Origin of the sequence: Rhizobium sp. R711 (genome assembly GCF_002211365.1) — a bacterium.
Lineage (GTDB): Bacteria > Pseudomonadota > Alphaproteobacteria > Rhizobiales > Rhizobiaceae > Rhizobium.
Map to the genome: position 1 here is coordinate 1 of NZ_LOKZ01000026.1, position 19,329 is coordinate 19,329.

The 19,329-nt window shown below is 58.7% G+C and carries 20 protein-coding genes; 15 read left to right on the forward strand and 5 right to left on the reverse strand.

Annotated features, from left to right (window positions below; genetic code table 11):
- The first annotated feature begins 705 nt into the window (after window positions 1-705).
- A complete protein-coding gene (locus ATY80_RS20235) occupies window positions 706-1,749 on the forward strand; it encodes a porin (protein WP_088694128.1) in 1,044 nt (347 codons plus the stop codon).
- 101 nt (window positions 1,750-1,850) lie between these two features.
- On the opposite strand, the gene ATY80_RS20240 is transcribed toward ATY80_RS20235, so the two are convergent.
- A complete protein-coding gene (locus ATY80_RS20240; protein ID WP_088694129.1) occupies window positions 1,851-2,741 on the reverse strand; it encodes an alpha/beta hydrolase in 891 nt (296 codons plus the stop codon).
- A gap of 59 nt (window positions 2,742-2,800) precedes the next feature.
- Complete coding sequence (locus ATY80_RS20245; RefSeq protein ID WP_088694130.1) at window positions 2,801-4,873, reverse strand: lytic transglycosylase domain-containing protein; 2,073 nt, start codon at window positions 4,871-4,873, stop codon at window positions 2,801-2,803.
- Between the two features lie 213 nt (window positions 4,874-5,086).
- Between ATY80_RS20245 and dapA the strand changes: the two genes are divergently transcribed.
- Together dapA and smpB are read left to right on the forward strand one after the other, a co-directional pair.
- On the forward strand, window positions 5,087-5,971 hold the full coding sequence (gene dapA, locus ATY80_RS20250) for a 4-hydroxy-tetrahydrodipicolinate synthase (RefSeq protein WP_088694131.1): 885 nt from the start codon (window positions 5,087-5,089) through the stop codon (window positions 5,969-5,971).
- 104 nt (window positions 5,972-6,075) lie between these two features.
- On the forward strand, window positions 6,076-6,555 hold the full coding sequence (smpB, locus tag ATY80_RS20255; RefSeq protein ID WP_088694132.1) for an SsrA-binding protein SmpB: 480 nt from the start codon (window positions 6,076-6,078) through the stop codon (window positions 6,553-6,555).
- Between the two features lie 60 nt (window positions 6,556-6,615).
- Here smpB and ATY80_RS20260 read toward each other — a convergent pair whose 3' ends face one another.
- A complete protein-coding gene (locus tag ATY80_RS20260; RefSeq protein WP_088694133.1) occupies window positions 6,616-7,197 on the reverse strand; it encodes an NYN domain-containing protein in 582 nt (193 codons plus the stop codon).
- A 285-nt stretch (window positions 7,198-7,482) separates the two neighbouring features.
- On the opposite strand from ATY80_RS20260, the gene rpoZ reads away from it, so the two are divergent.
- The 12 genes from rpoZ to ATY80_RS20320 all read left to right on the forward strand — a co-directional run bounded on the left by rpoZ (window position 7,483) and on the right by ATY80_RS20320 (window position 17,632).
- Window positions 7,483-7,887 (forward strand): DNA-directed RNA polymerase subunit omega, encoded by a 405-nt coding sequence (gene rpoZ / locus ATY80_RS20265; RefSeq protein WP_088694134.1) that lies wholly within the window; start codon window positions 7,483-7,485, stop codon window positions 7,885-7,887.
- A 100-nt stretch (window positions 7,888-7,987) separates the two neighbouring features.
- Window positions 7,988-10,231: a bifunctional (p)ppGpp synthetase/guanosine-3',5'-bis(diphosphate) 3'-pyrophosphohydrolase gene (locus ATY80_RS20270; RefSeq protein ID WP_088694135.1), complete on the forward strand. Its 2,244-nt coding sequence runs from the start codon at window positions 7,988-7,990 to the stop codon at window positions 10,229-10,231.
- Window positions 10,232-10,415: 184 nt separating this feature from the next.
- Complete coding sequence (locus ATY80_RS20275) at window positions 10,416-10,565, forward strand: DUF3563 family protein (protein ID WP_081930954.1); 150 nt, start codon at window positions 10,416-10,418, stop codon at window positions 10,563-10,565.
- Window positions 10,566-10,707: 142 nt separating this feature from the next.
- Window positions 10,708-11,292 carry a DUF2062 domain-containing protein gene (locus ATY80_RS20280; protein ID WP_088694146.1) on the forward strand — a complete coding sequence of 195 codons (585 nt, stop codon included), beginning with the start codon at window positions 10,708-10,710 and terminating at the stop codon, window positions 11,290-11,292.
- The gene (gene acpS, locus ATY80_RS20285) at window positions 11,289-11,705 is read left to right on the forward strand and encodes a holo-ACP synthase (protein WP_088694136.1); all 417 of its coding nucleotides are present in this window, start codon (window positions 11,289-11,291) and stop codon (window positions 11,703-11,705) included. Before ATY80_RS20280 ends, acpS begins: the two co-directional genes overlap by 4 nt.
- A 102-nt stretch (window positions 11,706-11,807) precedes the next feature.
- A complete protein-coding gene (gene lepB / locus ATY80_RS20290) occupies window positions 11,808-12,551 on the forward strand; it encodes a signal peptidase I (protein WP_088694137.1) in 744 nt (247 codons plus the stop codon).
- Window positions 12,548-13,267, forward strand: a complete 720-nt coding sequence (gene rnc, locus ATY80_RS20295; protein ID WP_088694138.1) for a ribonuclease III — start codon at window positions 12,548-12,550, stop codon at window positions 13,265-13,267. Before lepB ends, rnc begins: the two co-directional genes overlap by 4 nt.
- 8 nt (window positions 13,268-13,275) lie before the next feature.
- Complete coding sequence (era, locus tag ATY80_RS20300) at window positions 13,276-14,214, forward strand: GTPase Era (RefSeq protein ID WP_088694139.1); 939 nt, start codon at window positions 13,276-13,278, stop codon at window positions 14,212-14,214.
- 136 nt (window positions 14,215-14,350) lie between these two features.
- Window positions 14,351-15,103: a Crp/Fnr family transcriptional regulator gene (locus ATY80_RS20305; RefSeq protein WP_088694140.1), complete on the forward strand. Its 753-nt coding sequence runs from the start codon at window positions 14,351-14,353 to the stop codon at window positions 15,101-15,103.
- Window positions 15,104-15,334: 231 nt separating this feature from the next.
- On the forward strand, window positions 15,335-15,697 hold the full coding sequence (locus ATY80_RS20310; RefSeq protein WP_088694141.1) for a response regulator: 363 nt from the start codon (window positions 15,335-15,337) through the stop codon (window positions 15,695-15,697).
- Between the two features lie 68 nt (window positions 15,698-15,765).
- On the forward strand, window positions 15,766-16,524 hold the full coding sequence (gene recO / locus ATY80_RS20315) for a DNA repair protein RecO (RefSeq protein WP_088694142.1): 759 nt from the start codon (window positions 15,766-15,768) through the stop codon (window positions 16,522-16,524).
- A 109-nt stretch (window positions 16,525-16,633) separates the two neighbouring features.
- A complete protein-coding gene (locus ATY80_RS20320) occupies window positions 16,634-17,632 on the forward strand; it encodes an aldo/keto reductase (protein ID WP_088694143.1) in 999 nt (332 codons plus the stop codon).
- On the opposite strand, the gene ATY80_RS20325 is transcribed toward ATY80_RS20320, so the two are convergent.
- A complete protein-coding gene (locus ATY80_RS20325) occupies window positions 17,629-18,483 on the reverse strand; it encodes an MOSC domain-containing protein (RefSeq protein WP_088694144.1) in 855 nt (284 codons plus the stop codon). The two genes, ATY80_RS20320 and ATY80_RS20325, sit on opposite strands and share 4 nt — an antisense overlap.
- Window positions 18,484-18,492: 9 nt before the next feature.
- Window positions 18,493-19,137: an HD domain-containing protein gene (locus tag ATY80_RS20330; protein ID WP_088694145.1), complete on the reverse strand. Its 645-nt coding sequence runs from the start codon at window positions 19,135-19,137 to the stop codon at window positions 18,493-18,495.
- Window positions 19,138-19,329: the final 192 nt, after the last annotated feature.

Sequence of the window (19,329 nt, forward strand, 5' to 3'; positions counted from 1 at the left end):
GGGCCCAGCCAGCCGGCCACGATCGCTGGCGCCAATCAATTTGAATCGGGTTGCTATTCCGCAACCCGCAAGGATGCGCAATGGCAGGAATTCTCTTGACGGACAGGTGGCGATTAGACAACGTCACCTATGTCTCAGGTCGGGCATCAAAGTACAATCTGTCTTGATGTGGTTGCCCCATAGGGTGCTATCCTTTTTGCGCGATGACTACCACCTTCGCGCTCGGCGTGCCGAATCTCGCGTCAACAGTATCGAACTGAGAATCATCGTCAGTCAGCGAAACTGATTCTGCCGCGATCGCGCCTGCCGCCCGGCGGAGGCTCCTACAGCTATCCGCCACATCTCCGACAAAAGACGCGAATCCGGCGAGAAACTGGTTCCAATGTGGCACAATCCACAGCCCCAAGCCGTCGCCCGACGGCGGTAAACTCCCGCAGAATCAGGGGTTTCTTAACAAAGTATAAAGAAACGGCAGGGGCGCGTGCCGCATTTGTGACCTTTCGGCAACAGCGCATGCGGAAGGCTGTCGCAAATACCCCAAACGGGCAAGTTGGTGATTGCGTGACAGTCCCGGTCTTGTATTTTCAACTTCGGAAGCGAGGGCGGTTGATCGTCCGACTTCTTGAAACATGGGGATGGGGCAGGGAACGCTGCTCTAACGGCGAAAAACCCAGACCCGATCGAAACTTTGAATTGGAGGTCAATATGAACATCAAGAGCCTTCTTCTCGGCTCCGCTGCTGCTCTCGCAGTAGTTTCCGGTGCTCAGGCTGCTGACGCTATCGTTGCTGCTGAGCCGGAACCGGTTGAATACGTCCGCGTCTGCGACGCTTACGGCACCGGCTACTTCTACATCCCGGGCACGGAAACCTGCCTGAAGATCGAAGGTTACATCCGTTTCCAGGTTGACGTTGGTCCGGATCAGGTCAACAGCGGCGCGAGCGGCAACCAGGGCGGCACGTCTGACTGGGATGCATTCACCCGCGGTCAGGTTCAGTTCACGGCCAAGAGCGACACCGAGTATGGTCCGCTCACCGGCGTGATCGTTCTGCAGACGAACGCCGACGATGCTTCCGCGCAGGAATCGCATCTCGACTCGGCCTACATCGACATCGCCGGCTTCCGCGCTGGTCTGTTCTACAGCTGGTGGGACGATGGCCTCTCGGGTGAAACCGACGTTCTCGCAAGCCACGAGACGCTGCATAACTCCATCCGTTATCAGTATGAGTCTGGCGACTTCTACGCCGGTCTCTCGGTTGACGAGCTGGAAGACGGCGCTTACAAGGACGGCGAACAGCCGAACAACGTCGGCGTAGCGCTCGGCCTCGGCGGCAAGGCTGGCGCCTTCACCTACCAGGTTATCGGTGGCTATGACACCGACAACGAAGAAGGTGCGATCCGCGCCATGGGTACGGTTGCAATCGGTCCGGGCACGCTCGGTCTCGCAGCTGTCTGGGCATCTGGCACGAACTCCTACTACGATGAATCCGAATGGACCATCGCAGCCGAATACGCCATCCAGGCTACCGACAAGCTGAAGATCACCCCCGGTGCTCAGTACTTCTTCAACGTGATGGAAGACGAAGGCTCCAACGACTTCTCCAACGACGACGCTTGGAAGGTTGGTCTGACGGTTGACTACCAGATCGTAGAAAACTTCTACGCTAAGGCTTCGGTTCAGTACTCCGACGGCGACGGCGCTGTCGAAGACAAGACGACCGGTTACTTCCGTCTGCAGCGTGCATTCTAATCTGATCTGACCTCGGTCAATCAGGAGAGCCCGGCTTTCGAGCCGGGCTCTTTTCGTTTGTGACCAGCCTTGCAGGAGTGAGCTCCTCGGCTGCGTAGCTACTATGCCTCTGTAACGAAGCGCCGGATATGTCTGAAGATCGGTTCCAGATGAAGCAGCGGCGCGTGCCCCTGGCCAGGCGCCTCCAGTACGGAGAGTCGTGGATGTCGAGCCTTCATCCCGGCAAGCGTGTCGTCCGAGAGAAGATCCGAGTATTCTCCTTTGATCACCATCAGCGGCTTTCCAGCCAAATGGATGTAGTACTGCCAGAGCTCTGGTAGCGGCTGCTCGAAATCCATCATCTGCAACTGAGCGGCGATGGCGGGATCGAAATCGGCCACCGGCCTGCCATCGACGTCGCGATAGATCGCCGCCGCCATCTCCTGCCAGTCATGCTCATCAAGCGCAGGGAAATACCGGCCATGACAGGCCTTGAGGAACGCGACCGCCTCCGGCCAGTCGCTTGGTGTGGCGCCGGCATCGAGATAGTCGCGAATGCGCTTGAGGCCGCTGGCCTCGATCTTCGGCCCGATGTCGTTGAGGATGGTCGCGGCAATCAGGTCCGGCCGCATCTCAGCCAGAAGATGAAGAATCAGCCCGCCGCGCGAGGTGCCGATGAAGATGCCGCGATCGATGCCGAAATGCTGGCATGCCGAGATGACATCCCGCGTTTCGACACCGAGATTGTAGTTTGCCTTGTTGGCATCCCGGTCTGAGCAGCCCCGTCCCCGATAATCGAGCGCGATGACGCGTCTTGGGGTCGCCGGGTCGGTCGACATGAGCAGCGCCAGCTGATGAAAGTCGCGCGAATTCCGCGTCAATCCCGGGAGGCAGAAGATCGGCCATTGGTGCGTGATCTGGGGGCCGTAGTCTCGCGCAAAAAGCGTCAGTCCGTCGTCGCTCCGGTATGCAATTGTCCGGAAGCTATCGTCTCTTGCCGTATCCACGCTCATCGTCCTCCCGCTTTTCGCGGGTACAGATTAGCGAGGCGGGCAGTAATCGCAAATCGCGATTAGGAGGGGCGACCGCCTGTCAGGTCACGGACAATGTCGCTCGGCTGGCCGAGACGTGCCTTGTAGACTTCGTAGTTCTCCATCACCCGCTGTACATAGTTGCGCGTTTCGGGGAAGGGGATCCGCTCGATCCAGTCGACGATCGTGTCGATCGACTGGCCGCGTGGGTCGCCATAGCGGCCGATCCATTCGGGCACGCGCTTGGGACCTGCATTGTAGGCGATGAAGGTCATGATGTAGGAGCCGCCAAAGGCGTCGATCTGTTCGCCGAGATAATGCGCCCCAAGGGTTGCATTGTAGCCGGCGTCCGCCGTCAGCCGGTCCTTGGAATAGGCGATATTGTGGCGCTGGGCGACGGCCTTCGCCGTTCCCGGCAAGATTTGCAGCAGCCCGCGGGCATCCGCGGCCGAAACGGCGGCCGGATCGAAGGCGCTTTCCTGGCGGGCGATCGCGTAGGCGAGGGCCTTTCCGGAGCCCGAGATATTGGCATTCGTCGGAATCACGCCAAGCGGGAATGCCAACGCGGCAACATCGACGCCTCGCGAGTAAGCGATCTTGCCAACCTGCAGCGACAGATGGTGGTCGCCCGAGCGCTCCGCCTGCGCACTCAGGACTGCAAGTTCTCCCGGGCTTTGCAGTTGCTCGGCGAGGGCGAGATACAGGCTCTTGGCCCGCCAGCCGTGGCCGGCCGCATCGAGACGGGCAATGGCCTGTACCGCTTCCCGCGACAGGTAGCGCTCGCGGTCGGCCGTCGTCGGCGACGGGTAACTCACATTCAATGTCTTGCGGCCAAGCTTGTCGCTGGCGAGCTGGCCGTAGAAGGTCGTCGGATAGCTCGCGGCCTTGGCGTAGAGCTCGGAAGCATTTCCAGGTCCGCCGGCCTCGGCGGACCGCCCCATCCAGTACCAGGCGCGCGACACGGAAATCGGTCCATTGGAGAAATCGAGAATCTTGCGGAAATGCGTCTGCGCCGCAGCGGGATCCTGCAGACCGCGCAGCGCGTACCAGCCCGCATGGAACTCGGCCTCGACGATGTCGGTCGGTGTCGTTGCGGCATAGTTGGCAACGATCCCATAGGCGGCCTTGAATTCCCCTTGGTCGACGAGGCCGCGACTGACGATCCGTTGCTCGTTCCACCACTCGCCGGCATTGACCAATTCCTCCCGATTGCGAGGCGCCTTTTGCAGCAGCTTGGTGGCTTCCGCATACTTGTCCTGTTTTCGCAGGTATTCGATCCGTGCGAAGAGGTAACCGGCATCACCTTTCCATTGGCCGTCGACCGCGGCAAGAAGCGCGCCAGCGTTGGCCGCCTTGCCTATGACGGCCGCCCAGGCCTTGTAGAGCGATTGAGCCTGACCCATGTCGCCAAAGCGCTTGGCCTGCGCCGCGCGATTGCGATACATCAGGTAATCCATTCGCGCCTTATGATCGGCCGGCGTCAGCAAGCCGGAAAACTCCGCCAGGATCTTATCTTCGGTCGGCTTGTCCAGCGTCTCACCGCGCCAGACCTTGCGAATGTACTTAGCGGCCTGGCTCTGCTTGCCTGTTGCAACGAGTGCGCGCGACAGGATCATCGCGCCGGACGTCGTCTCGGGCGCGGTCTGTCCGAAGGCGGTCAGGACGGAGCTTGGACCAGGGTTTTCGTCGTAGAGGGCGCGTTCGGAATAGGCACGCAATTTCGCGAGCCCCGGCCATCCCTGCAATTCCTGGGACGCTGCTGCGATCTCCGTGGAGGGAATGCCCTTCTGTCCGGAGACCGCTATCGCCCAGGTCAGAATATGGCGGTCAAGCGTCCCGCGCCCCATGCGGTCGCGAATGGAAAGCGCCTGCAGTGGATCATTGTCCGAAAGCGCATCAAGCCCTGACTTCAAATCGCTGTTGACGGGTGTGATGGCCTGGCTGCGCGGAATCGAACCGGTGACGATCGATTCCGGCACCGACGTTTGCGGGACGAAACCGATCGGCTTTACGTCGGGAACAGGGGCGTTCTCATTGGGAAGCGACGACGCGACGCTGCTCCACGCGGCGGCGGTAAAGCCGAGGGCCGACACGATCAGGACTGCTCTCTTCATGGGACACTCACAACGAAAACACGCCCAACCATTTGGCGGGAGCCATCTTAACGAAAGCTTACTAACGCCAGTAAACTTCGTTCAAATTTGCTATCGGAATTTGCCCTAAACCGATCCATGCGCGCTTGTCGCGGCGATTTCACCGCACTATGGTGCCCCACCAATATTCAAGGAATGCGGCCGAAGCGTGAATTTGGCCATGAGGAGTTTTGCATGTTCCAGGGATCCATTCCCGCTCTCGTCACTCCCTTTACTGATGCCGGACAAGTGGATGAAGCTTCGTTCGCGAGCCATGTCGACTGGCAGATCAAGGAAGGCAGTAGCGGTCTCGTTCCGGTCGGCACGACCGGCGAATCTCCGACGTTGTCACATGCCGAGCACAAGCGGGTGGTGGAGCTCTGCATCGAAGCGGCAGCCAAGCGGGTCCCGGTTATGGCCGGCGCCGGTTCGAACAATACGCGCGAAGCAATCGAGCTTGCTCAGCATGCCGAGAAGGCAGGGGCGGATGCGGTCCTCGTTGTCACGCCCTACTATAACAAGCCGACCCAGAAGGGTTTGATCGCGCATTTTTCGGCGATCGCCGAGGCTGTGAAGCTGCCGATTTATATTTACAATATCCCCGGCCGCTCGGTGATCGATATGACACCCGAGACGATGGGCGTGCTTGCCAAGGCACACTCCAACATCGTTGGCGTCAAGGATGCGACCGGCAAGATCGAACGCGTGTCCGAGCAGCGTCTGACCTGCGGCAAGGAGTTCAAGCAGTTGTCCGGCGAGGATGCGACCGCGCTCGGCTTCAATGCCCATGGCGGCGTCGGCTGCATCTCGGTGACGGCCAATGTGGCGCCGCGCCTTTGCGCGGAGTTCCAGGCAGCGTCGCTTGCCGGTGACTACGCGAAGGCGCTGGAATATCAGGATCGCCTGATGCCGCTACACAAGGCAATCTTCCTGGAGCCCGGCCTTTGCGGAGCAAAGTACGGCTTGGCAAAGCTGGGGCGGATGAGCCGCAATGTCCGTTCGCCGCTCGTATCGACGCTGGAGCCTGCCACGGAAGCGGCGATCGATGCCGCCATGCGCCATGCCGGCTTGCTGAACTAAGGCAAGCCGCTCGACCTGCCTTCACAGGCGGCCGATGTTCCCTTACATTACAGGGTAAGAGATAAGGGCGCGACAGTCGCGCCCTCAAGCATTTGGAATGTGTCATGGCCCCCAAAGGCAGCGAGCGCGTCGTCAAGAAGATCGTTGCGGAGAACCGCAAGGCGCGCTTCAACTATGAAATCATCGATACTTACGAAGCCGGCCTCGTGCTCAAGGGCACCGAGGTCAAGTCGCTGCGCGAGGGGAAGGCCAATATCGCGGAATCCTATGCCTCGGATGAGGACGGCGAGATCTGGCTTATCAATTCCTACTTGCCCGAATATCTGCAGGCAAACCGCTTCAACCACGAGCCGCGCCGGCGCCGGAAGCTCCTCCTTTCCGGCCGCGAGATCAATCGCCTGAGGGCGGGGATCAATCGCGAAGGCATGACTTTGGTCCCGTTGAAGATCTATTTCAACGATCGCGGCCGCGCAAAGATGGAGTTGGCACTCGCCAAGGGTAAGAAGCTGCACGACAAGCGCGAGTCCGAGAAGGAACGCGATTGGAACAGGCAGAAGAGCCGTCTTCTCAAGGATAATGGCTAGCTATAGCTAGAGTCCGGACCGGTATTTCCACCCGTATATGACGGTGCTGGATTATTTCGCTTAAGCGTCCAGATCGGTTGGCGTCGCGGTTTCGGTCGGCCGCGGTGGCCGCTCTGAGGGATCGCGCCCGATCTCGCTCTTCAAGGAGAGAAGGTCTATGAAATGATCGGCCTGGCGACGCAGGTCGTCGGCAATCATCGGCGGTTGTGTTGCCATCGTTGAGATGACCGAAACCTTTCGGCCCTTGCGCTGCAGTGCCTCGACGAGTGTCGTGAAATCTCCGTCGCCGGAGAAGATGACGAGATGATCGACGGTTTCCGATTGCTCCATGGCATCGATCGCAAGCTCGATGTCCATGTTGCCCTTGATCTTTCGGCGGCCCATCGAATCCGTGAATTCCTTCGCCGGCTTTGTGACGACCTTGTAGCCGTTGTAGTCCAGCCAATCGATCAGGGGGCGAATGGAGGAGTACTCCTGATCCTCGATCAGCGCCGTGTAGTAGTAGGCGCGCAAGAGATAGCCGCGTTTCTGGAATGCCTTCAACAGCTTGCGGTAGTCGATATCGAAACCAAGGCTTTTGGACGCAGCGTAGAGATTGGCGCCATCGATAAAAAGAGCAATTTTTTCGCGTGGATCAAACATCGCGTACCAATCCAATGTGAGCAATCTTGGTGCTTCCGTCAAAATCCAAGGAAACAATGGGTTATGCGGCCGCTTGGAACAATTCTTACTTTATGAACTATTCATATAAGAGAGATTTAGGGCACGATTCGGGATATTCCAAGCAACTTTTGGTGGAAACCCGTTTTCGGTTTCAAAATTCACCGCGTTGCCCGTTGGGGCTTCGCGCAATGAAAACTTGAATTTGTCCGGTTTTAATTGTATCGGGCGTGTTAATCCCGAGATCACGACCGCAAAGGACAGGCAATGGCCCGTGTCACCGTAGAAGACTGCATTGATAAAGTTGAGAACCGCTTCGAGCTGGTTCTGCTTGCCAGCCACCGTGCTCGGCTGATTTCCCAGGGCGCGTCGATCACCATCGATCGTGACAACGATAAGAACCCGGTTGTGGCGCTTCGCGAGATTGCCGATGAGATGCTGTCTCCGGACGATCTAAAGGAAGACCTGATCCACTCGCTGCAGAAGCACGTCGAAGTCGACGAGCCCGAGCCCGATGCGGCGAGCCTCATCGCAGCCGGCGGCGTCGCTGCAGCCGACAGCGAAGAGCAGGACGATCTGCCGGAAACGATCACCTTCGACCAGATGTCGGAAGAAGAGCTTCTGGCCGGGATCGAAGGCCTCGTACCGCCGGAAAAGAGCGACGATTACTAATCGTCAACCTTGCACCATTATAGCTTCGGCATATTATCGCATATCATGTGCGCCAATCCGTGATTGGCGCGCTTTTCGTTTGTAATGGAGTGGTTTCGGGATGATGCGGCAGTACGAGCTCGTGGAGCGGGTTCAGAAATATAAGCCCGACGCCAACGAAGCCCTGCTGAACAAAGCCTACGTCTATGCAATGCAAAAGCATGGACAACAGAAGCGTGCCAGCGGCGATCCCTACATCTCGCATCCGTTGGAAGTCGCCGCCATCCTCACCGACATGCATCTCGACGAGTCGACGATCGCGGTCGCGCTGCTTCACGATACCATTGAGGATACGACTGCCACCCGCGCCGAAATCGATGAGCTCTTCGGCGAGGATATCGGTCGGCTGGTCGAAGGGCTGACTAAGATCAAGAAGCTCGACCTCGTCACCAAGAAAGCCAAACAGGCCGAAAACCTGCGCAAGCTGCTGCTCGCCATTTCCGACGATGTGCGCGTGCTGCTGGTCAAGCTCGCTGACCGCCTGCACAACATGCGCACGCTGGATCACATGTCGCCGGAAAAGCGGGCGCGTATTTCCGAGGAGACCATGGATATCTATGCGCCGCTGGCTGGCCGCATGGGTATGCAGGATATGCGCGAGGAGCTGGAAGACCTCTCGTTCCGCCACATCAATCCCGAAGCCTACGAAACGGTAACCGGGCGGCTCGAGGAACTGTCGAAGCGCAACGAAGGGCTCGTCAAGAAGATCGAGACTGAGTTGGGCGATCTGCTCGTTGCGAACGGGCTGACCGGCGCCATCGTCAAGGGGCGCCAGAAGAAGCCCTATTCCGTGTTCCGCAAGATGCAGTCGAAGTCGCTGTCGTTCGAGCAGCTTTCGGACGTCTACGGCTTCCGCATTCTCGTCGATGATATTCCGGCCTGTTATTGGGCGCTTGGTATCGTCCACACCCGCTGGCGCGTGGTCCCCGGACGCTTCAAGGACTATATCTCGACGCCGAAGCAGAACGACTACCGTTCGCTGCACACCACGATCGTCGGCCCCTCCCGCCAGCGTATCGAGCTGCAGATCCGCACCAAGCGCATGCACGAGATCGCGGAATTCGGTATCGCCGCGCACACGCTCTACAAGGATGGCGCTTCGACGTCAGACAACGATATCCTTTCGCGTGAATCCAATGCCTATTCCTGGCTGAGGCACACGATTGAGGCGCTTGCAGAAGGGGATAGTCCCGAGGAATTCCTTGAGCACACGAAGCTTGAGCTCTTCCAGGACCAGGTCTTCTGCTTCACGCCGAAGGGCAAACTGATTGCGCTTCCGCGTGGCGCAACGCCGATCGACTTCGCCTATGCCGTTCACACCAACATCGGCGACACGACCGTCGGTGCCAAGATCAACGGCCGTATCATGCCTCTCGTGACCCGCCTGGCAAATGGCGACGAGGTGGAGATCATTCGCTCGGGCGTGCAGGTGCCACCCGCAGCCTGGGAAGAGATCGTCGTGACAGGCAAGGCGAGGGCAGCGATCCGACGCGCCACGCGATTGGCGATCCGGAAGCAGTATGCTGGCCTCGGTCATCGCATTCTGGAGCGCACCTTCGAGCGAGCCGGCAAGATTTTCTCACGCGAAGCCATGAAGCCCGCGCTCCATCGCCTTGGCCAGAAGGATGTCGAAGATGCCATCGCTGCTGTCGGTCGTGGTGAAATGTCGTCGCTCGACGTATTGCGCGCCGTCTATCCGGATCATCTGGAAGAACGCGTGACGGCCAAGCCCAGCGGCGACGATGGTTGGTTTAACGTTCGCAGTGCGTCCGGCATGATCTTCAAGATTCCCGGTAAGCCGAAGTCGGGCATTGATGGCACAGACCTCAAGACCGATCTCGACATGGATACGATGCCGATCCGTGGCATTTCGAGCAATGTCGATGTGCAGTTTGCGCCGACAGGCGCCGTACCGGGCGACCGTATCGTCGGGATAATGAACTCTACGGAGAAGGGTAACGCGATTACGATCTATCCGATCCAGTCGCCGACGCTGCAGCGTTTCGATGATCAGCCTGACCGCTGGATCGATGTTCGCTGGGATCTCGATGAGGCCAACAAGTCGCGCTTCCTGGCGCGGATCATGGTCAATGCTTTGAACGAGCCAGGTACATTGGCGAAGCTCGCCCAGACTGTTGCCGGCGTTGACGTCAATATTCGCGTGTTCAACACGGTGCGCGTTGCAACCGACTTCACCGAAATGACGCTCGATGTCGAGGTTTGGGATCTCCGGCAGCTGAATCAGCTGCTTGCCCAGCTGAAGGATCTGGAGTGCGTTGCGACGGTTCGCCGGCTTTACGAGTAAGCCGGCGAAGCCGATCGGCGGGCTATCTGCACATTTTGTGATCGCTTCGAGACCTAAATCGCACTGATATGAGGCTAGATATGCGCACGGCGCATGGCTGCGCCTACCTTAGAGCGTTGGTAATTGTTGCTGTGAGCGCCTATCTTCCAGTCATCAGGAAATGAACAGAAGATGAGGTAAAGAAATGTTTACACCTATCAAGAAGATCGCTCGCGCACTGCGCGCTCCGACTGCCGAAGAACGCGAAATCGCTTACCTGAACGGCTCGTTTGACCGTATCGATCTTGAATATCGTCAGCGTCAGGTTGATCGCGGCCTTTTCCGCGCCCGTTAACATCGGGACTATACTTGAAGGATGAGAGGGGCGTATTGCATATCGCGGCCCCTGGTGAATGCTCAGTCTGCAGTGATCAAATAATGACTGAGATGGTTTGACGCTCTTGTCACGCTAGTGCGGGTTGCACTACATACGCGGCATGTTGTTCCGACGTCGAAAACCTGCTGGATTTCGTGAAAAGCTGCGTGAGTTGTTGTGGCCTCGCAAGGGATTCTTGCGGCCGCTCCGCTACCTCACGATGCGTGTTCTACGCCTGACGGCGTCTCCGCATGCCGTCGCCATGGGTGTTGCCGCCGGGATTTTCGTGTCGTGGACGCCTTTTATCGGCGTTCATTTCATCATGGCCTTCGTGCTCAGCTATCTCTTCTCTGGCAATATGGTCGCCGCCGCGCTTGGCTGCGCGGCTTTCGGTAATCCGTTGACCTATCCGTTCATCTGGGGCGCGACTTGGGAGATCGGCCACCTGCTTCTTGCGCGTCAGGATACGATGCAGGGGCAATCGATCGATCTTGGCGCTCTGTTTCATGAGCTGCATTTCAGCGAGCTCTGGCGACCCGTGCTTGAGCCGATGCTTGTCGGCTCCATCCCACCCGCACTTTTGACCTCCGTCATTGTCTATTTCGCGACCTTCTACACGGTGAGAGGTTTCCAGGCGCGCCGCCGCGAACGCCTGATGGCGCGTGCCCGAGTGCGGCTGTCACATCCAGCGCAGGAAACCGTATGATTATCGGCATCGGCAGCGATCTCATCGATATCAGGCGGGTGGAAAAATCCCTCGAACGCTTCGGCGAGCGTTTTACCAATCGCTGCTTCACCGAGATCGAGCGGGCAAAATCCGATCGGCGTGCCAATCGCGCCGCGTCCTATGCCAAGCGCTTTGCCGCCAAGGAAGCCTGTTCCAAGGCTCTTGGAACAGGCATGGCGCAAGGGGTGTTCTGGAAAGATCTGGGCGTCGTGAACCTGCCGAGTGGCAAGCCGACGATGAAGCTGACAGGCGGGGCGGCCGAGATGCTGCAGTGGCTGCTGCCAGCTGGCCACAAGGCTGCCATTCATTTGACGATAACGGATGATTATCCCTTGGCGCAGGCTTTCGTCATTATTGAAGCGCTGCCGGAAAATGCCCGATCAGCGACGTAGAGTCGCTTTTAATGTTGGCGCCATTGCCGCAATCGGCCGAAGCCGCTAGAGAGAAGCAAACAAGAGTTGCGCCCTTGGGGTGCATTGAAGGAATAAGACTGCGTGTCCGAAAAAGTCGAAACCAAGCCGAACGCCCTCTGGGAAAACATCAAGGTCATCGCCCAGGCGCTGATCTTGGCGATGGTTATCCGAACGGTGTTTTTTCAGCCGTTCACCATTCCGTCCGGCTCCATGATGCCGACACTTCTTGTTGGCGACTACATATTCGTCAACAAGTTCGCCTACGGCTATTCCAAATATTCGCTGCCTTTCTCGCCGAACCTTTTCAGCGGTCGCATCTTTGCGAGCGAGCCGAAGCGCGGCGACATTGTTGTTTTCCGGTTCCCGCCGAACCCGGACGTTGACTACATCAAGCGTCTGGTCGGGCTTCCCGGCGATCACATTCAGGTCAAGGAAGGCGTTCTTTATGTGAACGGCAAGCCGGTTCCGAAGGTGCCGGATGGCACGTTCAATTCCGACTACGCGCAGGACCCGGGCCAGGACGTACCAGTGTTCCGCGAGACGCTGGATAACGGTGTCAGCTACGATACGCTGGATCAGTCCCCGGTTTCGCGTGGCGACAACACCCGCGAATTCATCGTTCCCGAAGGTCACTACTTCATGATGGGCGATAATCGCGACAATTCGCTCGACAGCCGCTTCGATGTCGGATTCGTGCCGGCTGAGAACCTGGTCGGTCGCGCCAGCGTTATCTTCTTCTCGCTCGGCAACGACACCTCGTTCCGCGAGGTCTGGAAGTGGCCGACGAACATGCGTTGGGATCGTCTTTTCAAGGGCGTTGAATGAGCAAGGCGCAGACGCTCTCGGCGGCGGATCGGACACGGCTTGAAGCCCTGATCGGTCATGCGTTCGCCGAGAAAGAGCGGCTGGACCGGGCCTTGACGCATGCGAGTGCTCGCACGCAAAAAGGCGGCAACTACGAGCGGCTGGAATTTCTTGGCGACAGGGTACTTGGCCTCTGCGTCGCCGAACTGCTCTTCCGCACGTTCGGCGCGGCGACCGAGGGTGAACTTTCGGTGCGGCTCAACCAGCTTGTTAGTGCCGATACTTGCGCGGAAGTCGCCGATGAACTCGGTTTGCATCTCTTCATTCGCACGGGTGCCGACGTCAAGAAGCTGACTGGCAAGCGCATGATGAACGTGCGAGCCGACGTGGTCGAAAGCCTTATCGCTGCGATCTACCTCGATGGAGGCCTTGAGGTTGCTCGACGTTTCATTCTGAAATTCTGGGAGAAGCGGGCAGCACGCGCCGACGGGGCGCGGCGGGACGCGAAGACCGAGTTGCAGGAATGGTCGCACGCCAAATTCGGCATCACGCCGATCTATCGGGTTGAAGAACGCACTGGACCGGATCATGATCCGCGCTTCACGGTAACGGTTGAGGTCGCCGGTGTTAAGCCTGAAACGGGCATTGAACGCTCAAAGCGGGCTGCAGAGCAGGTCGCAGCCACTCGGATGCTGGAACGCGAAGGCATTTGGCAGAAATCGTCTGCCGGAAACTGACGGGATAAATGACGGAAGAACACGATATGGCGGATGACGCCGCTGAAACTGCGGGTGCGACTCGATCGGGCTTCGTCGCGCTGATCGGGCCGACCAACGCGGGAAAGTCGACGCTGGTCAATCGCCTGGTCGGCGCCAAGGTCTCGATTGTCAGCCACAAGGTGCAGACAACGCGCGCCATCGTGCGCGGCATTGCGATCCATAACAATGCGCAGGTTGTGTTCATGGATACACCTGGGATCTTCAAGCCGCGTCGGCGGCTCGACCGCGCAATGGTCACATCCGCCTGGGGCGGCGCAAAGGATGCGGACCTGATCATGTTGCTGATCGACAGTGAACGCGGCCTTCGGGGGGATGCGGAAGCTATTCTTGAGGGTCTCAAGGAGGTGCATCAGCCAAAGATTCTCGTCTTGAATAAGATCGACCGGGTCAAGCGCGAAGACCTCCTGGCACTCGCTGCGGCTGCCAACGAGAAGATTGCCTTCACGCATACCTTCATGATCTCGGCCGAGAATGGTTCCGGCTGTGGGGACGTCATGGATTTTCTGGCAAAGACGCTGCCCGAGGGACCCTGGTACTATCCCGAAGACCAGATTTCTGATCTTCCGATGCGCCAGCTTGCGGCGGAGATTACCCGCGAGAAGCTGTTTCTGCGCCTGCATCAAGAGCTTCCCTATTCGTCGCATGTCGAGACGGAGAAGTGGGAAGAACGCAAGGACGGCTCGGTCCGGATCGAGCAGGTGATCTACGTCGAGCGCGACAGCCAGAAGAAGATCGCGCTCGGCAAGGGTGGCGAAACGATCAAGGCGATTTCCTCGGCGTCCCGACGGGAGCTTGTCGAAATCCTTGAACAGCCCGTCCATCTTTTCCTGTTCGTGAAGGTTCGCGAAAACTGGGGCGATGACCCCGAGCGCTTCCGCGAAATGGGGCTGGATTTCCCAAAGTAAAGCCGAAGGCGGCTACAGCATTGTTTCTATAGCAAAAAATAGCCACCGCGCGGGAACAACGCACGGGGTTCGGGAGTTCTTACGGGAAGCGCGGGCCAATTCCGGCGGCGCGCTTTCTTTGAGCACAAGGGCTTGTATGGCGACCCCGCGACCCACTCACTCGTTCAAAACGCCATGCGAGCGCTGTCCGTTGCGTGCCATCGCCGCGTTCAGAGAGTTCAGCGGCGATGAACTTGAGTTCGTTGCGAAGTTCAAAAGTGGCGAACTGGCCGCGGACGCAGGCGCCACGATCCTCGTCGAGGGCGCACACAGTGCGCACTTGTTCACCGTCCTCTCCGGCTGGGGCTTTCGCTACAAGACATTGGAGGACGGCCGCCGGCAAATTCTGAACTACGTGATGCCGGGCGATCTGATCGGTCTGCAGGGAACGATCATGGGGGAAATGCAGCATTCCGTCGAAGCGTTGTCGCCTGTGTCGCTTTGCGTCTTCGAGCGCAATAAGCTCATGACCCTTTACAACAAGCATTCGTCCTTAGCCTTCGACATAACCTGGATTGCTGCCCAGGAGGAGCGCATCCTTGACGAACACCTGTTGAGCATTGGCCGCCGGACCGCGCTCGAGCGTGCCGCGTATCTCATCGCCTTTCTGTTCGAACGTGGTCGGCAACTCAAACTCTTCACTAGCCATGCATCTATCCCGATCACGCAGCAACACGTTGCAGACACATTGGGGCTTTCGATCGTGCACACCAACAAAACATTGAAAAAGCTTGCGAACCGCAATCTCCTCCGCTGGCAAGAGCGGACCTGCGAGGTGCTTGATGGCGACGGCCTCAAGGCCGCTGCCGGCTGGGAGGGCCTCGGAGAGAAGGTCCGTCCGTTCATATGAGACGCGCGAGCGCCATGTCTTATTTAAATGCATCCGAGGCGACGTGGCCCTAAGGTCATCCTGCTATCTTTTTCCTGCTGTGCTTTTTATCGACCCGAAACGAAAAAGCGGCTATGCAAGCTGAGCGCTAAAAAGCCGTCGGCCAATGAGGCATGGGGCGTCAGAGGTGGAAATCCGGGAAATACAGGAGCCGAGCGTCTTGGTTGACACTCAGCGAGGGGCGTGTTGGGTATGAAGGCAAACCGTGTTCTGGTCCTTGAGGACAGTTTGATCATCGCGATGGAGGCCGAGGATATTCTTCGCCAGGTGGGCGTGGAAACGATCGGCATCGCCAGTAGCCTCGAGCAGGCGATGGAGGCGACCAAGAGCGAAATCTTCGATTTCGCCCTGCTGGACGTCAATCTCGGCGAAGTCATGAGCTTCGATTTCGCCCGTCATTTGGCGAGCATCCGCATGCCATTCGGGTTTGTCAGCGGCTATTCCGACACCAGGGACTTTCCCGAAGACCTTCAGAATGTGCCACTGCTCGTCAAACCGTTTGGCGAATCGGCAATGCGCGACTTCCTAGAGAAGCTATTCCCGGCGCGCGCCTGAACGCCTTTTCATGACAGAGCGTCGGCGTTGCGGTAGGATCGAATCGTAGAGTAAAGAGTTCGCTTCCGATGCAGTGGCACGACCGGGCAATCATCTTGGGCGTCAAGCGCCATGGCGAGACCAGCGTCATCGCCGAGGTGATGACGCAGGAGCGTGGCCGCCATCTCGGCATGGTCCGCTCCGGCCGGTCCCGAACCATGCAGCCTGTCCTTCAGCCCGGCAATGAGGTCGAGGTCACATGGCGAGCGCGTCTCGACGAGCATCTTGGCGAATTTCGTATCGAGCCACTGACGCTACGCGCCGCTCGCCTGATGGAAACCGCGACTGCCGTCTATGGCGTACAGGCCATGGGTGCGTTGCTGCGGTTGCTGCCAGAACGCGATCCGCATCCGCATCTCTTCGAGGCGCTTGAGGTCATTCTAGACAATCTCCACAACCCGGCGGATGCGGGCGAGCTTTTTGTCCGCTTCGAGCTCGCGGTTCTGAACGACCTCGGTTTTGGCCTCGATTTGACCGAGTGTGTGGCGACGGGCGTTCGTTCCGATCTTGCTTATGTGTCACCAAAGTCGGGGAGGGCCGTCAGCCGGACTGCAGGTGCTCCCTGGGCGGACAAGATGCTGCTCCTACCACCATTTCTGAACAGTGAGGCAAACCGCGCAGCGGATATCGAAAGCCTCAATGCCGCGTTCCGACTGACAGCATTCTTCCTTCATCGCCATGTCTATGAGCCGCGTGGAGTGGAAGCAGCGGCCGCGCGCGAGGGCTTTGTTCAGGCGGCGCTGAAAGCACTGAAGGCAGCGGCCGCGCAGGACGAGCTGTCGGTCTGACCGACCGTTTATCATTGGTGAAAAATATCATGCAGCGCAGGCGCTTTACGCGCCTCGCTCGTCTGCCTATTTCGATCGCATGCAGCCCCAGCGATCGGAGGAGTAGACGATGCTGACGAAGCCTGATGTGATGACGACGATAAAGCTTTGGAATGATTATGAAATACCCCGGTTGGGCATGGGCTGCTGGGCAATCGGTGGCCCCTTCTATGCCGGCGATACACCGCTCGGGTGGGGCGAGGTCGATGACGACGAGTCCATCGCAGCTATTCATCGTGCAATCGAACTCGGTATCTGTTTCTTTGATACGGCCTCGAATTATGGGGCCGGACATTCAGAGGAAGTGCTCGGCCGCGCGATCGGCAACCGGAGCGAAATTGTCGTCGCGACCAAGTTCGGCTTTGCCACCGATCCCGAGACAAAACAGGCAACCGGCGCCTTCGCTGATCCGGCCTTTATTCGCCGCTCGGCTGAGACGTCGCTACGTAGGCTGAAGCGGGATCGCCTAGATCTGCTCCAATTCCATTTGAACGACTTTCCGCTCGCGCAGTCGGACGAGGTCTTCGAAATCCTGGAGAATTTGCGCAGCGAGGGCAAGGTCGACGCCTTCGGGTGGAGCACGGATTATCCCGATCGTGCGGCGCGACATGCCGACCGCGCCGGTTTCGTTTCCGTCCAGCACACGATGAATGTCTTCGAGCCTGTGCCGGACATGATCTCGGTGATCGAACGGCATGGACTGATCTCGATCAACCGTGGGCCGCTCGCGATGGGATTGCTCAGCGGAAAGTTCCGTGCCGACACCAAAGTCGGTGACAAGGATGTTCGCGGTGCGAGCCTCGACTGGATGGTCTATTTCAAGGACGGCCGGATCGCACCCGAATTTGCGGCGCGATTGGAGGCGGTTCGCGAGCTGCTGAAGTCTGACGGTCGAACTCTCACGCAAGGTGCCCTGGCATGGCTCTGGGCGCGCGCTCCTCGAACCCTGCCGATCCCGGGTTTCCGCACCGTTGCCCAGGTTGAAGAAAACGCCGGCGCGATGGCCAAGGGCCCGCTATCGCCGACGGTGATGGGTGAGATCGATGAGGCGCTTACGCTCCCCGCCTAGGCGTCGTTTCGGATCTTGAAAGCCCAGCCTTCGGGCCTCTCCTCGATGACCTTGACCGGATCCCCGACAGCAATCCGACCGGTCCCGCGAGGGGTGACATTCCAGCCGAAGAGCGGACCGGGTACCCGCCGGTCCGCAGACATCCGAATGCGCCCCATGGCCGGCATCGGATTGGGAACGTCCCGGGATCCGCTTGATTGGTCCTGCGTCGTCATGATGCAGCGTGAGCAGGGCTTGACGAGATCGAAACGAATTCCGCCGATCTCGATGGCGGCCCAGCGGTCCTCCGCCCAGCTTTCCTCGGTGTCGACGACGATGTTCGGCCTGAACCGCTCCATGCCAACGCGACCTTCGCCGTGCGCCTCGAGATCGGCGTTCAATGCTTGTAACGAGCCCGTCGTCGTGACCAGTATTTGATAACCGTCGGTAAATGTAACGGGCGCGCCTTCGCCGGCCCATTCCGTGCTGGCGGAGCGCTCTGCCTGCTGATCGAACAAAACCAGCTTTAAGTCGCGCCCTAGCCAAGTTGAGAGCGCATCGTTGGTCGTATCGTCAGCGACCGCGGCATTGACGAGGGATTTCCAGATCGAGACGTCCATCCGGGTTGTAGCCGCTGGAATGTGTGCCGTCATTTGCCAATCGCCCATGGTGAAATGGAAGGCCGACGATCCGACTTGCACGGCGATACGAGCGAGGTCGGGCAATTCGCGCTGCGTGATGAAGTGTCCGTCGCGATCTGTGATCATCGCCCGCCGGTCGCCGAGCAACCCAAATGCGTCGATCTCCGACGATTGCAGCGCGATACCCCGAGCGCTCTTGAGCGGATAGATGAAAAGGTCGGTAATGCGCATTAAGTGCTCCTAGATTTCGTCCATGAACGCCGCGAGGAATTCGCGTAGTCGTTGGTCGCGTGTCGCCGCAAGCGCGCGCCCGGCTTTTGTCTGAAAGCCATCAGCAAGTTTGAAAAGCTTGGTCTGGAAGTGGTCGATCACATATCGCTTGTCGTCAAGCTCGCGGTCGCTGCCGGCCGGATCGAACGGATCATAGAGCGCTGAAGACATTCGACCGCCGATATAGAAGCACCGGCCCGCGCCGACCATGCCTATTGCATCCAACCGGTCGGCATCCTGCAATATCTTGGCTTCCAGGCTCTCCGGCGTGATGTTTGCGGAGAAGCTATGCGCGATAATGGCATGTGCGACCGCTGCGATATCCTCATGATCCCAGCCAAGCTCGGCGAGTATGGCCGATGCCTTCTCTGCCGCCAGCGCTGACGCTTGCGACCGCATGGGGGAGTTCTTCTCCACGGCAACGCAGTCGTGCAGCAGGACGGCAGCAGCCAGGATCCTTGCATCACCACCCTCAAGTGCCTGGATTCGCATCGCGTTCTTGAAGACACGCAAGATATGCGCGATGTCATGCGAGCCGTCGTCGCTCTCCGACGAATGCGGCCCGAGCTGAATGGCTAGGTTTTCATAAGGAGCGAAAGCTCTCGCCTGGAACATCGGATCACCCCGTTGGAAAGATGCCTCTTCCATAAACGCGGGAACCACGAGTCGCAACGAGCACACTAGAGCACGTCCATTGAACGCGGAATCGGAATTTTGCTGACATGCTTTGTTTGCCGTGATTCCCTGCCTTCGAATCAGGAGGTATGAATGTCACGAGCGTTCAGTGATGATCTTCGCATTCGAGTT

What these genes read in the sequence shown, in the direction of transcription:
- ATY80_RS20235 (WP_088694128.1), top strand. Translation starts at nt 706, where the DNA reads ATGAACATCAAGAGCCTTCTTCTCGGCTCCGCTGCTGCTCTCGCAGTA.
- ATY80_RS20240 (WP_088694129.1), bottom strand. Translation starts at nt 2,741, where the DNA reads ATGAGCGTGGATACGGCAAGAGACGATAGCTTCCGGACAATTGCATAC.
- ATY80_RS20245 (WP_088694130.1), bottom strand. Translation starts at nt 4,873, where the DNA reads ATGAAGAGAGCAGTCCTGATCGTGTCGGCCCTCGGCTTTACCGCCGCC.
- dapA (WP_088694131.1), top strand. Translation starts at nt 5,087, where the DNA reads ATGTTCCAGGGATCCATTCCCGCTCTCGTCACTCCCTTTACTGATGCC.
- smpB (WP_088694132.1), top strand. Translation starts at nt 6,076, where the DNA reads ATGGCCCCCAAAGGCAGCGAGCGCGTCGTCAAGAAGATCGTTGCGGAG.
- ATY80_RS20260 (WP_088694133.1), bottom strand. Translation starts at nt 7,197, where the DNA reads ATGTTTGATCCACGCGAAAAAATTGCTCTTTTTATCGATGGCGCCAAT.
- rpoZ (WP_088694134.1), top strand. Translation starts at nt 7,483, where the DNA reads ATGGCCCGTGTCACCGTAGAAGACTGCATTGATAAAGTTGAGAACCGC.
- ATY80_RS20270 (WP_088694135.1), top strand. Translation starts at nt 7,988, where the DNA reads ATGATGCGGCAGTACGAGCTCGTGGAGCGGGTTCAGAAATATAAGCCC.
- ATY80_RS20275 (WP_081930954.1), top strand. Translation starts at nt 10,416, where the DNA reads ATGTTTACACCTATCAAGAAGATCGCTCGCGCACTGCGCGCTCCGACT.
- ATY80_RS20280 (WP_088694146.1), top strand. Translation starts at nt 10,708, where the DNA reads ATGTTGTTCCGACGTCGAAAACCTGCTGGATTTCGTGAAAAGCTGCGT.
- acpS (WP_088694136.1), top strand. Translation starts at nt 11,289, where the DNA reads ATGATTATCGGCATCGGCAGCGATCTCATCGATATCAGGCGGGTGGAA.
- rnc (WP_088694138.1), top strand. Translation starts at nt 12,548, where the DNA reads ATGAGCAAGGCGCAGACGCTCTCGGCGGCGGATCGGACACGGCTTGAA.
- era (WP_088694139.1), top strand. Translation starts at nt 13,276, where the DNA reads ATGACGGAAGAACACGATATGGCGGATGACGCCGCTGAAACTGCGGGT.
- ATY80_RS20305 (WP_088694140.1), top strand. Translation starts at nt 14,351, where the DNA reads ATGGCGACCCCGCGACCCACTCACTCGTTCAAAACGCCATGCGAGCGC.
- ATY80_RS20310 (WP_088694141.1), top strand. Translation starts at nt 15,335, where the DNA reads ATGAAGGCAAACCGTGTTCTGGTCCTTGAGGACAGTTTGATCATCGCG.
- recO (WP_088694142.1), top strand. Translation starts at nt 15,766, where the DNA reads ATGCAGTGGCACGACCGGGCAATCATCTTGGGCGTCAAGCGCCATGGC.
- ATY80_RS20320 (WP_088694143.1), top strand. Translation starts at nt 16,634, where the DNA reads ATGCTGACGAAGCCTGATGTGATGACGACGATAAAGCTTTGGAATGAT.
- ATY80_RS20325 (WP_088694144.1), bottom strand. Translation starts at nt 18,483, where the DNA reads ATGCGCATTACCGACCTTTTCATCTATCCGCTCAAGAGCGCTCGGGGT.
- ATY80_RS20330 (WP_088694145.1), bottom strand. Translation starts at nt 19,137, where the DNA reads ATGTTCCAGGCGAGAGCTTTCGCTCCTTATGAAAACCTAGCCATTCAG.